General features: G+C 72.6%; 20 protein-coding genes and 2 tRNA genes. 13 read left to right on the forward strand and 9 right to left on the reverse strand.

All coding sequences use genetic code 11. The features are described 5' to 3' along the window. The first annotated feature begins 9 nt into the window (after nucleotides 1-9). The gene (locus H9X71_RS06845) at nucleotides 10-282 is read left to right on the forward strand and encodes a hypothetical protein (protein ID WP_191148913.1); all 273 of its coding nucleotides are present in this window, start codon (nucleotides 10-12) and stop codon (nucleotides 280-282) included. A gap of 138 nt (nucleotides 283-420) precedes the next feature. On the opposite strand, the gene H9X71_RS06850 is transcribed toward H9X71_RS06845, so the two are convergent. The 3 genes from H9X71_RS06850 to orn form a co-directional block, all read right to left on the reverse strand. Then, the gene (locus H9X71_RS06850; RefSeq protein WP_191148914.1) at nucleotides 421-771 is read right to left on the reverse strand and encodes a metallopeptidase family protein; all 351 of its coding nucleotides are present in this window, start codon (nucleotides 769-771) and stop codon (nucleotides 421-423) included. Nucleotides 772-874: 103 nt separating this feature from the next. Continuing rightward, nucleotides 875-950 (reverse strand) — tRNA-His (locus H9X71_RS06855). A 44-nt stretch (nucleotides 951-994) separates the two neighbouring features. Further along, entirely contained in the window at nucleotides 995-1,615 is a 621-nt protein-coding gene (orn, locus tag H9X71_RS06860) for an oligoribonuclease (RefSeq protein WP_094130539.1), read from the reverse strand. 56 nt (nucleotides 1,616-1,671) lie between these two features. On the opposite strand from orn, the gene H9X71_RS06865 reads away from it, so the two are divergent. From H9X71_RS06865 to nadE, 4 genes are all read left to right on the forward strand, one after another. Beyond that, nucleotides 1,672-1,887: an SCO4848 family membrane protein gene (locus tag H9X71_RS06865; RefSeq protein WP_191148915.1), complete on the forward strand. Its 216-nt coding sequence runs from the start codon at nucleotides 1,672-1,674 to the stop codon at nucleotides 1,885-1,887. Nucleotides 1,888-1,946: 59 nt separating this feature from the next. Then, nucleotides 1,947-2,261, forward strand: a complete 315-nt coding sequence (locus H9X71_RS06870; RefSeq protein ID WP_191148916.1) for a thioredoxin family protein — start codon at nucleotides 1,947-1,949, stop codon at nucleotides 2,259-2,261. 14 nt (nucleotides 2,262-2,275) lie between these two features. Beyond that, nucleotides 2,276-2,348, forward strand: a tRNA-Arg gene (locus H9X71_RS06875). Between the two features lie 40 nt (nucleotides 2,349-2,388). Beyond that, nucleotides 2,389-3,210 carry an ammonia-dependent NAD(+) synthetase gene (gene nadE / locus H9X71_RS06880; RefSeq protein ID WP_191148917.1) on the forward strand — a complete coding sequence of 274 codons (822 nt, stop codon included), beginning with the start codon at nucleotides 2,389-2,391 and terminating at the stop codon, nucleotides 3,208-3,210. A gap of 72 nt (nucleotides 3,211-3,282) precedes the next feature. On the opposite strand, the gene H9X71_RS06885 is transcribed toward nadE, so the two are convergent. Further along, nucleotides 3,283-3,990 (reverse strand): hypothetical protein, encoded by a 708-nt coding sequence (locus H9X71_RS06885; protein ID WP_191148918.1) that lies wholly within the window; start codon nucleotides 3,988-3,990, stop codon nucleotides 3,283-3,285. 82 nt (nucleotides 3,991-4,072) lie between these two features. Then, on the reverse strand, nucleotides 4,073-4,309 hold the full coding sequence (locus H9X71_RS06890; RefSeq protein WP_191148919.1) for a hypothetical protein: 237 nt from the start codon (nucleotides 4,307-4,309) through the stop codon (nucleotides 4,073-4,075). A gap of 170 nt (nucleotides 4,310-4,479) precedes the next feature. On the opposite strand from H9X71_RS06890, the gene msrA reads away from it, so the two are divergent. From msrA to H9X71_RS06925, 7 genes are all read left to right on the forward strand, one after another. After that, entirely contained in the window at nucleotides 4,480-5,007 is a 528-nt protein-coding gene (gene msrA / locus H9X71_RS06895; RefSeq protein ID WP_191148920.1) for a peptide-methionine (S)-S-oxide reductase MsrA, read from the forward strand. A gap of 106 nt (nucleotides 5,008-5,113) precedes the next feature. Then, nucleotides 5,114-5,338 (forward strand): hypothetical protein, encoded by a 225-nt coding sequence (locus H9X71_RS06900; protein ID WP_244961875.1) that lies wholly within the window; start codon nucleotides 5,114-5,116, stop codon nucleotides 5,336-5,338. Between the two features lie 131 nt (nucleotides 5,339-5,469). Further along, the gene (locus tag H9X71_RS06905; protein WP_191148922.1) at nucleotides 5,470-5,850 is read left to right on the forward strand and encodes a hypothetical protein; all 381 of its coding nucleotides are present in this window, start codon (nucleotides 5,470-5,472) and stop codon (nucleotides 5,848-5,850) included. Continuing rightward, nucleotides 5,847-6,404, forward strand: a complete 558-nt coding sequence (locus H9X71_RS06910) for a MarR family winged helix-turn-helix transcriptional regulator (protein ID WP_191148923.1) — start codon at nucleotides 5,847-5,849, stop codon at nucleotides 6,402-6,404. Before H9X71_RS06905 ends, H9X71_RS06910 begins: the two co-directional genes overlap by 4 nt. Continuing rightward, complete coding sequence (locus H9X71_RS06915; RefSeq protein ID WP_191148924.1) at nucleotides 6,401-6,874, forward strand: DUF6993 domain-containing protein; 474 nt, start codon at nucleotides 6,401-6,403, stop codon at nucleotides 6,872-6,874. Before H9X71_RS06910 ends, H9X71_RS06915 begins: the two co-directional genes overlap by 4 nt. 63 nt (nucleotides 6,875-6,937) lie before the next feature. After that, nucleotides 6,938-8,620 carry an energy-dependent translational throttle protein EttA gene (ettA, locus tag H9X71_RS06920; protein ID WP_191148925.1) on the forward strand — a complete coding sequence of 561 codons (1,683 nt, stop codon included), beginning with the start codon at nucleotides 6,938-6,940 and terminating at the stop codon, nucleotides 8,618-8,620. A gap of 4 nt (nucleotides 8,621-8,624) precedes the next feature. Then, nucleotides 8,625-9,104 (forward strand): acyl-CoA thioesterase, encoded by a 480-nt coding sequence (locus H9X71_RS06925; RefSeq protein ID WP_191148926.1) that lies wholly within the window; start codon nucleotides 8,625-8,627, stop codon nucleotides 9,102-9,104. A gap of 21 nt (nucleotides 9,105-9,125) precedes the next feature. Here the strand turns inward: H9X71_RS06925 and H9X71_RS06930 are convergent, their stop codons facing one another. Then, a complete protein-coding gene (locus H9X71_RS06930) occupies nucleotides 9,126-10,031 on the reverse strand; it encodes an acyl-CoA thioesterase (RefSeq protein WP_191148927.1) in 906 nt (301 codons plus the stop codon). 82 nt (nucleotides 10,032-10,113) lie between these two features. Here H9X71_RS06930 and H9X71_RS06935 point away from each other — a divergent pair, with 82 nt between their 5' ends. Beyond that, a complete protein-coding gene (locus H9X71_RS06935) occupies nucleotides 10,114-10,809 on the forward strand; it encodes a DUF8185 domain-containing protein (protein WP_191148928.1) in 696 nt (231 codons plus the stop codon). A gap of 49 nt (nucleotides 10,810-10,858) precedes the next feature. On the opposite strand, the gene H9X71_RS06940 is transcribed toward H9X71_RS06935, so the two are convergent. The 3 genes from H9X71_RS06940 to pepN all read right to left on the reverse strand — a co-directional run bounded on the left by H9X71_RS06940 (nucleotide 10,859) and on the right by pepN (nucleotide 15,322). Continuing rightward, nucleotides 10,859-11,254, reverse strand: coding sequence for a globin (locus H9X71_RS06940; RefSeq protein WP_191148929.1), 396 nt, complete (start codon nucleotides 11,252-11,254; stop codon nucleotides 10,859-10,861). Further along, a complete protein-coding gene (locus H9X71_RS06945; RefSeq protein ID WP_191148930.1) occupies nucleotides 11,254-12,561 on the reverse strand; it encodes a mechanosensitive ion channel family protein in 1,308 nt (435 codons plus the stop codon). Before H9X71_RS06945 ends, H9X71_RS06940 begins: the two co-directional genes overlap by 1 nt. Nucleotides 12,562-12,778: 217 nt before the next feature. Continuing rightward, entirely contained in the window at nucleotides 12,779-15,322 is a 2,544-nt protein-coding gene (gene pepN / locus H9X71_RS06950) for an aminopeptidase N (protein ID WP_191148931.1), read from the reverse strand. Nucleotides 15,323-15,398: the final 76 nt, after the last annotated feature.

A 15,398-nucleotide genomic window follows, 5' to 3' on the forward strand; every position in this document is an offset into this window, starting at 1 on the left:
CCTGGGCCCATGACCGATTCCGCACCCACCGACGTCCGCTACCTCGCCGTCTACGCCGACGGCCCCCTCGAGGGCACCACCGAGACCCGCGTGCTCGTCGACGGCCAGCACGACGAGACCATCAGCACCATGTCGGCCGTGGAGGGCAAGGAGTCCCTGTTCCAGTACCGCGCGGGCGAGGTGTCCGAGGTCGCGGGCGAGCAGCGCGTCACCTACACGTTCGTGCCCGACGGCAGCGACGACGTGCTCGGCGAGGGCGACGACGAGTCCCTCGAGCTCTGATCCGCATGACGCCCGGCGCCTGAGCGCCGACCCGACGACCCCGGCCCGCGATGCGGCAGCCGGGGTCGTCCTGCGTCCGGGAGGCGGCCTCGGTCGGGCGGCGCGAGCACGCGCCCATGCGGACGGTGGTCCGGCGGGTCAGGCCCAGCCGAGCTCGTGCAGCCGGTCGTCGTCGATGCCGTGGAAGTGCGCGATCTCGTGCACGAGCGTCACGTGCACCAGGTCGCGCAGGTCGTCCATGTCGTCGGCCTCGTGGAGGTGCGGCTCGCGGTAGACGACGATCCGGTCGGGCATCTCCCCGAACCCGTACTGGCCGCGCTCGGTCATCGCGACGCCGTCGTAGAGGCCGAGCAGGTCGAGCGATCCGTCCTCGGGTCGGTCCTCCACCACGAAGACGACGTTGTCGAGGCCGTCGACCATCTCGTCCGGCAGCTCATCGAGCTCGTCGACGACCAGGCGCTCGAAGTCGTCGGGATCGCAGTGCAGCACGGACCCACCCTCGCACACGCGCCTCGACGTCACGGTCGCCAGGGGCAGCCGCGCCCGGGACGACGGAAGGGCCGGGACCCTCTCGGATCCCGGCCCTTCCCGGTGGGGTGGACGACGGGGCTCGAACCCGCGACTTCCGGCTCCACAAGCCAGCGCTCTGCCAACTGAGCTACGCCCACCATGTGGCCGGTCCCGCTCTCGCGGACGGCCATGAATGAGGATACTACAGCCGCGGGGCCCACGCGGACGTCACGTCCGCGGAGATGGCCTGCACGTCCTCCGTCGCCGGTCCGGGCGCGGGGACGAAGGCGGCGCGGCGGTAGTACTCGAGCTCGCGGATCGACTCGAGGATGTCGGCGAGGGCGCGGTGGCCGCCGTTCTTCGCGGGGGAGTTGAAGTAGATCCGCGGGAACCACTCCTTGGCGAGCACCTTGATGGAGGACACGTCGACGCTCCGGTAGTGCAGGTGCGCGTCCACCCGCGGCATGTACTTCGCGAGGAACGCGCGGTCGGTGCCGATGGTGTTGCCCGCGATGGGGGCCTTGCCGCCGTTAGGCACGTGCTGCAGCAGGTACTCGAGCACCGCGAACTCGGCGTCGGCGAGGCTCACGCCCGCGGGGATCTCGTCGAGGAGGCCGGAGGAGCGGTGCATGTCGGTGACGAACTCGCCCATGTTGGCGAGGGCGGCGGGGTCCGGGTTGATGACGATCGTGAAGCCCGGGTCGACGGGGACGAGATCGAAGTCGGTGACGACCACCGCGACCTCCACCAGCTCGTCGATCGCGAGGTCCAGCCCCGTCATCTCGCAGTCGATCCACACCAGCCGGTCCGCGTTGTTGCCCATCCCCCGATCCTATCGGCGGGCCCGGTCCGCCCCGGTTCGCCGCCTACCATGGGGGAGTGATCACCCTCCTCGCCGTCCTCCTGGTCGTCAACGGCGTCTGGAACGTCGTCGTCTGGCCGCAGTTCCTGAAGCGCGTCGCGAAGGACCCCCGCGCCCGCGCCGCCGACGGATCCCGCACCCCGTTCTTCACGGTGCACCTCGTGCTGGTGTCGGTCTCGCTGCTCCTCGCGCTCGTCTCGATCATCGCCGCCGTCGCGGCGTTCGTCTCCTGACCTCCGACGGAGCCGCCTCGGGAGCGCCGGCCGCGGGGGAGGGCGGCGTCCGCGTCGTCATGTACTCCTCCCTCTTCTGCGTCCCGTGCCAGGCGACTCGGAAGGTCCTCGCCGAGGTCCAGCGGCTGCTGCCGTGGCTCCCGGTCGAGGAGCTCGACGTCGCGGCGCACCCCGACCGCGCCGAGGAGGCGGGCATCCGCTCCACGCCCACGATCCTCGTGCTCGCCGGCGACCACCTGGTCCTCCGCGCCACGGGCGTCCCGACCGCGCCGCAGGTGCTGCAGGCCGTGGCCCGCGCGATGGACGCGTCACGTGACGCGGACGCGGACGCGGGTGCCGGGTCGGCCGCTCCGGGCCCCGTCGACCCCGCGTAGTACCCTCGTCTCGACCCCCTGTAGCTCAATGGATAGAGCATCGGCCTTCTAATCCGACGGTTGCGCGTTCGAGTCGCGCCGGGGGGACCGGCTGTCGGATGCGCGGGATCGGCCGTAGATTCGACGCATGCGCGACATCCAGTCAGAGATCATCGCCGCCCTCGAGGTGCGTCCGACCATCGACCCCGCCGACGAGGTGCGGAGGCGCGTCGACTTCCTCAAGGCCTACCTCCGGTCCACCGGCGCCGAGGGCTTCGTGCTCGGCATCAGCGGCGGGCAGGACTCGTCGCTCGCCGGCCGCCTGGCGCAGCTCGCGGTCGAGGAGCTCGCCGCGGAGGGTCTCCTCGCCGAGTTCGTGGCCGTGCGCCTGCCGTACGGGGTGCAGGCCGACGAGGAGGACGCGCAGCTCGCGCTGCGCTTCATCCAGCCGAAGTCGAGCGTCGTCTTCGACATCAGGCGCGCGGTCGACAGCTTCGAGGCGGAGTACGCCGACGCCGCCGGCCACCGGATGCTCGACTTCACCAAGGGCAACGTCAAGGCGCGTTCGCGCATGGTCGCCCAGTACGCGCTCGCCGGGCAGGCGCGTCTGCTCGTCATCGGCACGGACCACGCCGCCGAGGCGGTCACCGGCTTCTTCACGAAGTACGGCGACGGCGGGGCCGACGTCCTGCCGCTCACCGGACTCACCAAGCGCCAGGGGCGGGCGCTGCTCGAGCACCTGGACGCCCCGGAGCGCCTCTACCTCAAGGCGCCCACCGCCGACCTCCTCGACGAGACGCCCGGCCAGACCGACGAGGCGAACCTCGGCCTCACCTACGCCGACATCGACGACTTCCTCGAGGGCGGCGACGTCGACGACGAGGTGGCCGAGGCCATCGAGGCGCGCTACGCGAGCACGGAGCACAAACGGCGCGTGCCCGCCTCGATGTTCGACGACTGGTGGAAGTGATCACCGCCTGACCCACGTGACGACGCCCCGCACCTCGTGGAGGTGCGGGGCGTCGTCACGCGCGGGAGCGGATCAGCGGCGCTCCTCCTCGGCGGAGCGCGAGTTGGCGGCGGCCGAGTACGGCACGGGCGGGCTGTACTGCTCGTCCGGGGACTCGACGCGGCGCTCGGCGGCCGGCTGGTCGTCGGATCCGGGACGCCACGGCACCGGCACGGGCGCGACGGCCGTCGTCTCCGCGGGCCGCGCGTCGGACCGCGCGGGCGCCGTGGGCTCGGCGGGTGCGTCGTCCTCGAACTGCCAGCGGGCGATGTCGCCCTGGAAGATCTTGCGGGCGCGCCCCGGGTGGTGCTGCCACTCGACGATGCGGTCGCGGAACTCCGCGAGCTGCGTGTCGAACTGGAAGCCGAAGCTGCCGCTGCCGCGCTTGAACTCGGTGATCTCGTGGGCGGCCCAGGTCGCGGCCGTGGCGGCTCCCTTCACGGGCAGCAGCCGGATGCGGATGTCGGCCTCGCCCGCGGCGCGGTCGGCGAGCACGCGCTCCTGCGGGGTGAGGCCGTCCCACACGGAGGCCTGGCGCGCGGCGTCGACGAGCACGGCGATCGCCGCTGCCTTCACCTCGCGGTCGTGCCGCGTGAGGATCCGCTGCGTGGCACCGCGTGCGATGAGCGCGGCGAGGACGCCGGCCACCACGATGGCGACGAAGGGGACGACGACGCCGGAGAGGAGCTTGGTGCCCCGCTCGGACGCGAGGGCATCGAGGAGATCATTCCACCACTGCATGCGGTGACCGTACCCCGGGGTCGTCGCGCGATCCGGGAGGCGGCGCGGGCGCGTCGCCGCGGCCGCTCAGGACGGGCGCCGCTCAGAAGCGGAGGCAGTCGACCGCGTCCTGCAGGGACCAGAAGTCGCCGAGCGGCACGAAGCCCTGCGCGTCCCGGCGGAGCCGCTTGGCGCGGAAGCGCTCGCCCTCGGGCTCGCGCATGCGCTCGACGTAGCCGAGCACGGCGCCGTCCGGCCGGGTGACCCGCAGGAGCCCGTCGTGCAGCTCGCGCACCTGCACGGCGGAGCGCGACAGGGGGGTGTAGGTGATGCTGGGCATGGTGTCCTCCGTCCGCGTGCCGCCGGCCCGGCGGTGTCTCGATGTCCCCGAAGCTACGGGGGACCACCGACATCCGACCGGCGTGGAATGGGCGGCGGGGCATGACGGTTCCCTCCCATGTCGACCGCCGCGGACCTCGCGCGCATCGACGGGAAGTAGGTTCATCTCTCATGCAGACATTCATCCTCGCCGGCGGCTGCTTCTGGTGCCTCGATGCGGTCTACCGCACCCTCGACGGCGTCCACGACGTCATCTCCGGATACATCGGCGGGCACACCGCCCACCCCTCCTACGACGCCGTGTGCACGGGCGCGACCGGGCACGCCGAGGCGGTGAAGGTGGTCTTCGACGAGGAGGTCATCCCCGCCGACGTGATCCTCGACGTGTTCTTCACGCTGCACGACCCGCGCCAGCTCAACCGCCAGGGCGCCGACGTCGGCACGCAGTACCGCTCGGCCATGTTCCCCGCGGACGCCGAGCAGGAGCAGCTCTTCCGCGACGCCATCGCGCGCGCCGGCGAGCTGTGGGACGGCACGGCCGTCACGACCATCGAGCCCGTCGGCACGTGGTACGACGCGGAGGACTACCACCAGGACTTCTTCGCGAAGAACCCCGGCCAGGGCTACTGCAACGCGGTCGCCGTGCCCAAGGTCAACAAGGTGCGGAAGTCGTTCGCGCAGTACGTGCGCGCCGCCTGATCCACCCCTCCTCGACGCCCCGCGGCCTGTACGGCCGCGGGGCGTCGGCGTACCATCGGCACGTCCGGGCGACGGAGCCCGGGGAGGAGAGACGACGACGATGTCGATGACCACCAGCACGAGCACGAGCGGCATCCCGCGCACGGCGGGCAAGACCTGGGTCGCCTTCGGCGCGACGGGCGCCCTGGCCTCGATCCACTCCCACGAGGACGGCTACGAGGTGCGGTCGCTGCACCGCGGCGTCGTCGCCGGCACGTACCCGACCCTCGAGATCGCGAAGGCCGCCCTGCGCGCGGGCCAGGGCGGCGACGTGGAGTTCACCGAGCACTGACCGGCGACCGCGGTCCCTCCCCAGGGCGCGGATCGGCCGTCGACGGCCCGGCGCGGCGCGGCCTCCTCCTCCCGCCTCGGCTCCACGCGCATGATGCGCGGGCGGCCGTCGGGCCACGGGGAGGGGTTCCGGTGCGAAGGGCGCGCGAGGGCGAGGACGAGCCGGTCGGGATCACGACGGCGGTCACGCTGCACGGGCACGTGCTGCGTCCGCCGCGTCGCATCCGCACCGCCGAGGGGTGGGAGGTCGCGACCGTCGTGGTCGGCGCGCCCGGGCACGACGCGCGCGATGTCGGCGAGGGGATCGTCGCCGTGTGCATGGGCCCCGGTGCCGTCGCCGCGGCCTCGTCCCTGACGACGGGCGCCGAGGTCGTCGTGCAGGGCCGGCTGGCGGCGCGGCGCGGAGGCCTCCCGGCGGATGACGCGGTGGAGCTCGTCGCCGACGCGCTGCTCGTCCGCCGCGTCGCCTCGGCGGGCAGCGGGCTCCCGCCGGAGCCTAGGATCGCACCATGAGCGGATCCCCCCGGTGGCTCGAGCCGGATCAGCAGCGCGCCTGGCGGACGGTCATCGTCGCGCTGAACCACGTGAGCGAGCGGATCGAGCGCGAGCTCCTGCGCGACGCGGGGATGCCCCACGCGTACTACATGATCCTCGTCCGCCTGTCGGAGGCGGAGTCCGGCGCGCTCCCCATGAGCGTGCTCGCGCGCGCCCTCCAGGCGTCGGCGAGCCGCACCTCGCACGCCGTCACCCGGCTCGAGCAGCTGGGGTGGGTGCGCCGCACCAGGTCCCCCCGCGACGGGAGGAGCCTGCTCGCCGAGCTCACCGACGAGGGCCGCGCGACCCTGGAGGCGGCGGCCCCCGGACATGCGGAGGAGGTCCTCCGCACGGTGTTCGACCCGCTCACCGACGAGCAGACCTCCCAGCTCGAGGCCATCGCCCGGGATATCCTCGCCGACATGAGCCCCTCCTCCCTCGACCACGGCCGGGGGAGCGCCGACGGCGACGACCTGGCCATCCCCTCCGCCCCCGAGCCCGCCCCGGGCCGCGCGGACGGCTCCGCCGCGTGATCCGCGCCACCCGCGCCCTCGCGGCGCCCGCCCTCCTCGGCGCGCTCCTCCTGTCCGCGTGCACGCAGGCGCCCGCGCCCACCGAGCCGACGCCCTCCGCGGTGGCCCCCAGCCCCGACGCGGAGCCCACGCCCTCGGCCGCGCCCACCGTCGATCCCGCCGGCACGGCCGAGGCGAACCTGCCCGCGTTCGAGGCGACGGCCGCGGCGGTGGTCGCCGGCGACCCGAACGCCCAGGGCCGCGCCCTCGTCGACGCCCTCGTCGCGGCCGGCTACCCCAAGGACCGCATGGAGGTCACGGCCGACCGCACGCCCCTCGGCAACTCGGTCGACTCGATCCTCGTGTCGGTGCACCTGACGGACGCGTGCCTCATCGGGCAGCGCGCGCAGGACGGCTTCACCGCCCACGTGGAGCCGGCCCTCGCGTCGGGCCGCTGCCTCGTCGGGCAGACCCGCACCATCGACTGGTGACTCGGGCCCCGCGCCTGCGCCCGGCGGCATCCGGGCACCGGCGGCACTGAATAGACTCGGGCCATGGCTGAATACATCTACTCGATGGTCCGCGCCCGGAAGGCGGTCGGCGACAAGCTGATCCTCGACGACGTCACCATGTCGTTCATCCCCGGCGCCAAGATCGGCGTCGTCGGACCGAACGGCGCGGGGAAGTCCACGATCCTCAAGATCATGGCGGGCCTCGACACGCCCAGCAACGGCGAGGCTAAGCTCTCGCCCGGCTACTCGGTCGGCATCCTCATGCAGGAGCCCGAGCTCGACGAGTCGAAGACCGTCCTCGAGAACGTCCAGGAGGGCGTCGGCCCGATCAAGGCGCAGATCGACCGCTTCAACGAGATCTCGGCGGCCATGGCCGAGCCCGACGCCGACTTCGACACGCTGCTCGCCGAGATGGGCACGCTGCAGGAGGCCATCGACGCCGCCGACGCGTGGGACCTCGACTCGCAGCTCGAGCAGGCGATGGACGCGCTCCGCACCCCGCCGGGAGACGCCTCGGTCGCCAACCTCTCCGGCGGCGAGAAGCGCCGCGTCGCGCTCTGCAAGCTGCTGCTCCAGAAGCCCGACCTGCTGCTCCTCGACGAGCCCACCAACCACCTCGACGCCGAGAGCGTGCTCTGGCTCGAGCAGCACCTCTCCAAGTACCCGGGCGCCGTCCTCGCCGTGACCCACGACCGGTACTTCCTCGACCACGTGGCCGAGTGGATCGCCGAGGTCGACCGCGGGCGCCTCTACCCGTACGAGGGCAACTACTCGACCTACCTCGAGAAGAAGCAGGAGCGCCTCAGCGTCCAGGGCAAGAAGGACGCGAAGCTCTCCAAGCGCCTCGCGGAGGAGCTCGACTGGGTCCGGAGCAACGCCAAGGGCCGTCAGGCCAAGTCGAAGGCGCGCCTCGCGCGCTACGAGGAGATGGTGACCGAGGCGGAGCGCACGAGGAAGCTGGACTTCGAGGAGATCCAGATCCCCGTCGGCCCGCGCCTCGGCTCGCAGGTCATCGATGCGTCGAAGCTGCACAAGCAGTTCGGCGAGCGCGTCCTCATCGACGACCTCTCGTTCACGCTGCCCCGCAACGGCATCGTCGGCGTCATCGGCCCGAACGGCGTCGGCAAGACCACGCTGTTCAAGACCATCGTCGGGTTCGAGCCGCTCGACAGCGGGGACCTGCGGATCGGCGACACGGTCGACATCTCCTACGTCGACCAGAGCCGCGGCGGCATCGACCCCGAGAAGTCTTTGTTCGAGGTCGTCTCCGACGGGCAGGACTACATCCAGGTCGGGAAGCAGGAGGTGCCCGCGCGCGCCTACGTCTCCACCTTCGGGTTCAAGGGACCGGACCAGCAGAAGAAGGCCGGCATCCTCTCCGGTGGAGAGCGCAACCGCCTCAACCTCGCGCTGACGCTCAAGCAGGGCGGCAACCTGCTGCTCCTCGACGAGCCCACCAACGACCTGGACGTCGAGACGCTCGGCAGCCTGGAGAACGCGCTCCTCGAGTTCCCCGGTTGCGCCGTGGTCATCACCCACGACCGGTGGTTCCTCGACCGGATCGCGACCCACATCCTGTCGTACGAGGGCACGGAGGAGGACCCGGCCAACTGGTACTGGTTCGAGGGGAACTTCCAGGCGTACGAGGAGAACAAGGTCGAGCGACTCGGCCCGGACGCGGCGAAGCCGCACCGCTCCGCGTACCGCAAGCTCACGCGCGACTGATCCGATGACCCGGGTCCACGTCCCCGTCCACCTCCGGTGGGCCGACCTCGACGCCTACGACCACGTCAACAACGTGGAGGTGCTGCGTCTCCTCGAGGAGGCGCGCGTCCGCGCGTTCTGGCGCTGGGACGCCGACGGCGACGGCGTGGATCCGGGCATGGCGCTCATCGACGCCTCCGCGGGCGCGGCCACGATGACGATGATCGCGCGGCAGGAGGTCGAGTACCTCCGGCCGATCTCGTACGGGCGTCGGCCGCTCGACGTGCAGGTGTGGCTCGGGCGCCTCGGCGGATCGAGCCTCGAGGCCTGCTATGAGCTCCGCTCACCCGCGGGCGTCGAGCCGTCGGAGCTGTACGCGCGCGCGTCGACGACCATCGTGCTGGTGGACTCCGCGAGGGGCCGCCCGCGTCGGATCACCGACGACGAGCGCGCCGCGTGGGCGGACTACGTCGAGGAGCCCGTGGCGTTCAGCCGCCGCGGCTGAGCGAGCGGTCCGGGTCGCGGGTCAGCCCTGCGCCTCCGACGGCACCCGCACCATGCCCTCCTGGGCGACGCTCGCCAGCAGCACGCCGTCGCGCGAGTAGATGCGCCCCAGGGACAGGCCGCGACCGCCCTGCGCGCTCGTCGACTCCTGCACGTAGAGCATCCACTCGTCGGCGCGGCCGGGGCGGTGGAACCACATCGCGTGGTCGAGGCTCGCGGTCTTGATGCCGGGCGTCGCCCACGAGAGCCCGTGGCGACGGTAGATGGACTCGAGGATCGAGTAGTCGCTCGCGTAGGCCATCGAGGCCAGGTGCACCGCGGGGTCGTCGGGGAGGCGGCCGATGGCGCGGATCCAGACGGCCTGGTGGGCGACGCGCTCCTCGGCGGCGCCGAAGTAGACGGGCTGCTCCACGTGCCGCATGTCGAACGGGCGGTCGTTGGCCCAGTGCTTCGCGACGGGGTGGTCGATGCGGGACAGGACGTCGCGCGCGCTCGGCAGGCTCTCGGGCTCCGGGATCCCCTCGGGCATGGGCGCCTGGTGCTCGAGGCCCTCGTCGGCGTCCTGGAAGGACGCGATCATCGAGAGGATCGGCCGGCCGTCCTGGTAGGCCTGCGTACGGCGCGTGGAGAACGAGCGGCCGTCGTGGATGCGGTCGACCGAGAAGGTGATCGGCTTGGTGACGTCGCCGGGGCGCAGGAAGTAGCCGTGCATGCTGTGCGGTCGGCGATCCGGTCCGGTGGTGCGCATGGCGGCCACGAGCGACTGCGCGAGGACCTGGCCGCCGAAGACGCGGCCCATGGGCATCCACTGCGAGGGGCCGGTGGAGATGTCCTCGCTCGTGCGGGCGCCGGTGTCGGTGAGGTCGAGGGCCGTGAGGAGGCCGGCGAGCGGGCCGTCGGCCGGGGTGTCGGATGCGTGGTCGGTCATGGGTCCTCCGCCTGGCGGGCCGACCTCGGGCGGTCGGGCGCCCGGCGGAACGCGTGGGCGCATCCAGTAGCTTAGACAGGCCATGACGCCCTCCTTCGCCCTCCGGGACGCGCTCGCCCTCGGCGATCTGCAGACCTTCCTCGGCCGCTCCGCCCGCGTCGACGACGGGGCCGTGCGCCTCATCGGATCCGGGGGAGTGCTCGCCGTCTACACCTCCGTGCTGCAGCCGGCCGGCCTCCTCGACCGCGCGCCCACCGTCCTCGGGCTCCGCACCTTCGCGGCGGAGACGCAGGCGCCGGTGGACAGCGTGGTGCCGATCCGCGCGCTGCTCGACCGGCTGGCGCGCCTCGAGGGACCCGCGACCGGATCCCCGGGCGAGCCCGTCGGCGTGCTGGTGCCGCCGGACACGGCCACCGCGCCCTGGGCGGGCATCTCCCCGCCGCGCGCCGGCTGGGAGCGCGTCGCCGACGTGCCCGCCGCTGCCCTGCGCCGGGCCGCGCGCGCCGGCATCGACGAGGTGGCGGCCGCGGTGCCGACGGGGATCGGCGAGCAGATCGTCTCCCGCGTGCGCGGCGAGGTGTGGGGGCGCGCGGTGGAGGGCGCACCCGACGTCCTCGCCGGCGGGGCCTTCGCCGCCTACAGCCTCGGGTTCCTCGGGCCGGATCCGGCGCCGGACGCGGCCGAGGACGACCGGGAGGCACCCGCCGCGGTGTTCCGGGCCGGTACGTGGACGCGCCTCACCACCCCGCGCGGGCACGTGCTCGTCCGGCGCCTGTAGCAGGGGGCCGCATCGCCGACGGATCCGCGTCGGGCACGGACCACGCGCATCAGGACTCGTCGAAGGTGTTCACCATCGCGTGCGCGGCCCGCTCGAGGTAGTCCCAGAGCTGCGCCTCGTGCATCGGCGACAGGTCGAGCGCGTCGACGGCCACGCGCATGTGCGCGAGCCAGCGGTCGCGGGCGTCGGGGTTGACGCGGAACGGCATGTGCCGCATCCGCAGGCGCGGGTGGCCGCGCTCGTCGCTGTACGTCGTGGGCCCGCCCCAGTACTGCTCGAGGAAGCCCGTGAGGCGCTGGATCGCGCCCTCGAGGTCCTCCTCCGGGTACATCGCCACGAGCACCGGGTCCTCGGCGACGCCGCGGTAGAACTCGCGGACCAGCTTCTCGAAGGTGGGTCGTCCGCCGACGTCGTCGTAGAACGAGTTGGCGAGCAGGTCGGGCATCAGGACCCCTCGGGCGGCGTCGTGGGCTTCCGCGGTGCGCGCGGCTGCCGCGATGCGCGTGGCGGCGTCGTGGGAGCGTCGTCCGGCGACCCGGCCTCCGCGTCCGTCGCGTCGGGCACGGTCCAGGTGGCCGTGACCTCGTCCTCGTCCGCGGCGCGGGCGTCGGCGGGGTCCTGCGCGGGGATCATCTGGGTCGCGCGGGGGTCGGGCCGCGAGCCCGCCGCTCCGCGGACGACCGGGGCGGTCGTGCCTGCGGTCGTGCCGTCGCTCGTGCCGGCGGACTTGTCGTCGGGGTGGCGGTGGACGAGCTTGCGCCCGGTGCGCTTGCGCGGGGCGGGGGAGCCGGACGGCTGCACGGGCGTGGACGCGGTGCGAGGCGGGTGCGCACCGCCGACGCTGGCCGCGCTGTCGAACCCGGTGAGCACGACGGCGGACAGCGAGGGCAGGGTGACGCCCATCTGGTCGAGGGCCGCCTTGAGCCGACCGCGGAGCTCGCGGGACACGTCGTCCCGGGCGTTGCTGCGGGTCTTCACGACGACGCGGATGACGACGGCCGACTCGGCGATCGACTCGATGCCCCACAGCTCCGGCTTCTCGACGATGCGCGAGCGCCACTTCGGCGTGCTCGCGAGCTCGGTCGCGGTGGCGAGCATGCGCTCCTGCACCGCCTGCACGTCGGTGTCGTAGGGGACCGCGAGGTCGATGACGACGCGGGCCCAACCCTGCGACATGTTGCCGACGCGGAGGATCTCGCCGTTGCGGACGAACCAGAGCGTGCCGTTCACGTCACGGAGGGTCGTGATGCGGATGCCGACGGTCTCGACGACGCCCGTCGCCGGCCCCACGTCGACGACGTCGCCGACGCCGAGCTGGTCCTCCACGACCATGAACAGGCCGTTGAGGATGTCCTTGACGATGTTCTGGGCGCCGAAGCCGAGGCCCGCGCCGAGGGCGGCGGTGAGCAGGGCGAGGGAGCTGAGGATGTCCGGGTTGATCGCGGTGATCGCGAGCGAGAGGGCGATCACGACGATGACGACGGTGGTGATGTTGCTGAGGACGCTGCCGAGCGTCCGCGTCCGCTGCACCACGCGAACGGCGGTGAGCGGGGACGCCTGGATCGACTGCGTGTCGTCGACGTTCTGGCGCTTCTTGACGCCGGAGACGATCTGGTCGACGGTGTTGCGGATCACCACGAGCAGGATCCACCGGGCGATGAACGCGCCGACGACGATCGAGACGACCTGGATCAGCACGCCCCAGGTGGAGAAGAACGAGCCGTCGCCGCAGCACACCATGCTCAGGTCCATCGCGACGCGCTTCCGAGGGGGAGGAGGGGAGGGGTGGTCATCCGGACGAGTGTAGCGGCGGGCTCCCGAGCCGATCCTGGATCCGCGCGCGGGCCCGCGAGGGCCCGTCGGGAGGCCAGGGCCGGCGCTCGCCCGGGCGCTCGCCCGGGCTCCCGCGGAGACGCCGACGGGGACGGCCGCGTGCGCGACCGTCCCCGTCGGGATCCTGCGGGTGCTGCTACTCGGCGTCCTTCGCCTGCGCCCGCAGCGCCCGCTCCACGCCCGACAGCAGCTCGCTGACGAGGCGGCGCAGCGCCGGCGGCTCCGGGTTCGCGTCGAGCCAGGCCACGGTCGCGTCGCGGAGCTCGGCGTCCGCCAGCGGCGACGGGTAGAAGCCGCCGATGAGCGCCGCCGCGATGGCGTAGCTCCGGGACTCCCACACGCCCTGCAGCGCGTCGAAGTAGGCGCCGACGTAGGGACGCAGCAGCTCGGTGTCCGCGGCCCGGCGGAAGCCGAGGCCCGTGGTGCGGACGATCGTGTTCGGCGCGGTGTCGGCCTCCCACACCGACGCCCACGCCGCGCGCTTGCCCTCCGCGGTCGGCAGCGCGGCGCGCGCCTGCGCGGCGGACTGCGCGCCCGTCGCCGTGCGGTCCGCCTCGAGGGCCGCGTCGATCTCCGGCGTGCCGGCGCGACCGCCCGCGACGAGCGCGGTCAGCAGCTCCCAGCGGAGGTCCGCGTCGATCTCGACGCCCTCGAGCGTCTCCGTGCCGTCGAGCAGCGCCTGCACGTGGTCGAGCTGCGCGGGCTCGGACGCGACCTGCGCGAAGGTGCGGAGGAACTGGAACTGGTTGTCGGATCCGGGCGCCGCCTGCGCCGTGAGCGCCCACAGCTCGGCCGCGACCGTCGCGAGCAGCTCGTCGCGGTGGTCGGGCGCCGAGTACGACGACGCGGCCACCGTGAGCTGCGCGAGCGCATAGCGGAGGGCCGTCGACTCGTCCTCGGTGGCGACGTTGTCGAGCACCAGGCGCGCGTAGTCGCGGGCGCGGATCTCGCCGTCGCGCGTCGCGTCCCATACGGAGGCGAACACGAGCGAGCGGGCGAGCGAGTCCTCGAACGCGGCCAGGTGGCGCATCGCGACCTCGAGCGACGCGGCGTCGAGGCGGACCTTCGCGTAGGTGAGGTCGTCGTCGTTGAGCAGCACGAGCGCCGGGCGCTGGCGGCCGACGAGCTCGGCGACCTCGGTGCGGTCGCCGTCCACGTCGAGCTCGAAGCGCTCCGTGCGCACCAGGTGCGCGTCGCGGAGCTCGTAGAAGCCGATCGCGAGGCGGTGCGGGCGGAGCGTCGGGTAGTCCGCCGCCGCCTCCTGCAGCACGGCGAACGACGTGATGACGCCGTCCTCGTCGGTCTCGATCTCCGGGCGGAGGGTGTTGACGCCGGAGGTCTTCAGCCACAGGTCGGTCCAGCGCTCGAGGTCGCGGCCGCTCGTGCCCTCGAGCTCGGAGGTGAAGTCGCGGAGCGTGGAGTTGCCGAACGCGTGGCGCTGGAAGTACGCCGCGACCCCCGCGAGGAACTCGTCCTGGCCGACGTAGGCGACGAGCTGACGGAGCACCGAGGCGCCCTTGGCGTACGTGATCCCGTCGAAGTTGACCTGCACGTCCTCCAGGTCGTTGATGGTCGCGTAGACGGGGTGCGTGCTCGGCAGTTGGTCCTGGTTGTAGGCCCACGACTTCTCGCCGGCGTTGAAGGTGGTCCAGGCGCCCGTCCACTCGGTGCCCTCGGCCGTGGCCAGGGTCGAGATGTAGGTGGCGAAGGACTCGTTGAGCCACAGGTCGTCCCACCACTTCATGGTGACGAGGTCGCCGAACCACATGTGCGCCAGCTCGTGCAGGATCGTCGTGACCCGGCGCTCCTTCACCGCGTCGGTGACCTTGGAGCGGAAGACGTAGCTCTCCACGAACGTGACGGCGCCCGCGTTCTCCATCGCGCCGGCGTTGAACTCCGGGACGAAGAGCTGGTCGTACTTCGGGAACGGGTACGGGTACGCGAAGCGCTCCTCGTAGAACGCGAAGCCCTCGCGGGTCTTCTCGAAGACGTAGTCGGCGTCGAGGTGCTCCATGAGCGACTTCCGCGCGAAGACGCCGAGGGGGATGGTGCGGCCGTCGCTCGAGGTGAGCTCGCTGCGGACGACGCCGTAGGGGCCCGCGATGAGAGCGGTGATGTAGCTGGACATGCGGAGCGTCGGCTCGAAGGTCCAGGTGGAGGCGCCGTCCGCGGCGGCCGTGGGGGCGGGCGTCGGGGAGTTCGACACGACCTCCCAGTGCGCGGGCGCCGTGACCGTGAAGCGGAAGACGGCCTTGAGGTCGGGCTGCTCGAACACCGCGAACATGCGGCGCGAGTCCGGCACCTCGAACTGCGAGTACAGGTAGACCTCGTCGTCGACGGGATCCACGAAGCGGTGCAGGCCCTCGCCCGTGTTCGTGTACATCGCGTCGGCCACGACCGTCAGCTCGTTCTCCTGCGCGAGGTCGTCGAGGCGGATGCGCACGCCGTCTCTGACGTCGGCGGGGTCGAGCTCGCGGCCGTTGAGGGTCACCGCGTGCACGGTGCGGGTGATCGCGTCGATGAAGGTGGACGCGCCCGCCGTGGCCGTGAAGCGCACGGTCGTGGTGGATCCGAACACCTCGGCTCCGCGGGTGAGGTCGAGCGTCACGTCGTACTCGGACACGTCGAGGAGCGCGGCGCGCTCCTCGGCCTCGACGCGGGTGAGGTTCTCTCCTGGCATGGTGCTCCTGCTCGTCCGTGAGGTGGGTGGGCCGTGCGTGCGGACGCGCCTCGCGGGAGGTGGCACCGGGCGGTCG

The organism is Clavibacter zhangzhiyongii (genome assembly GCF_014775655.1).
GTDB lineage: Bacteria > Actinomycetota > Actinomycetes > Actinomycetales > Microbacteriaceae > Clavibacter > Clavibacter zhangzhiyongii.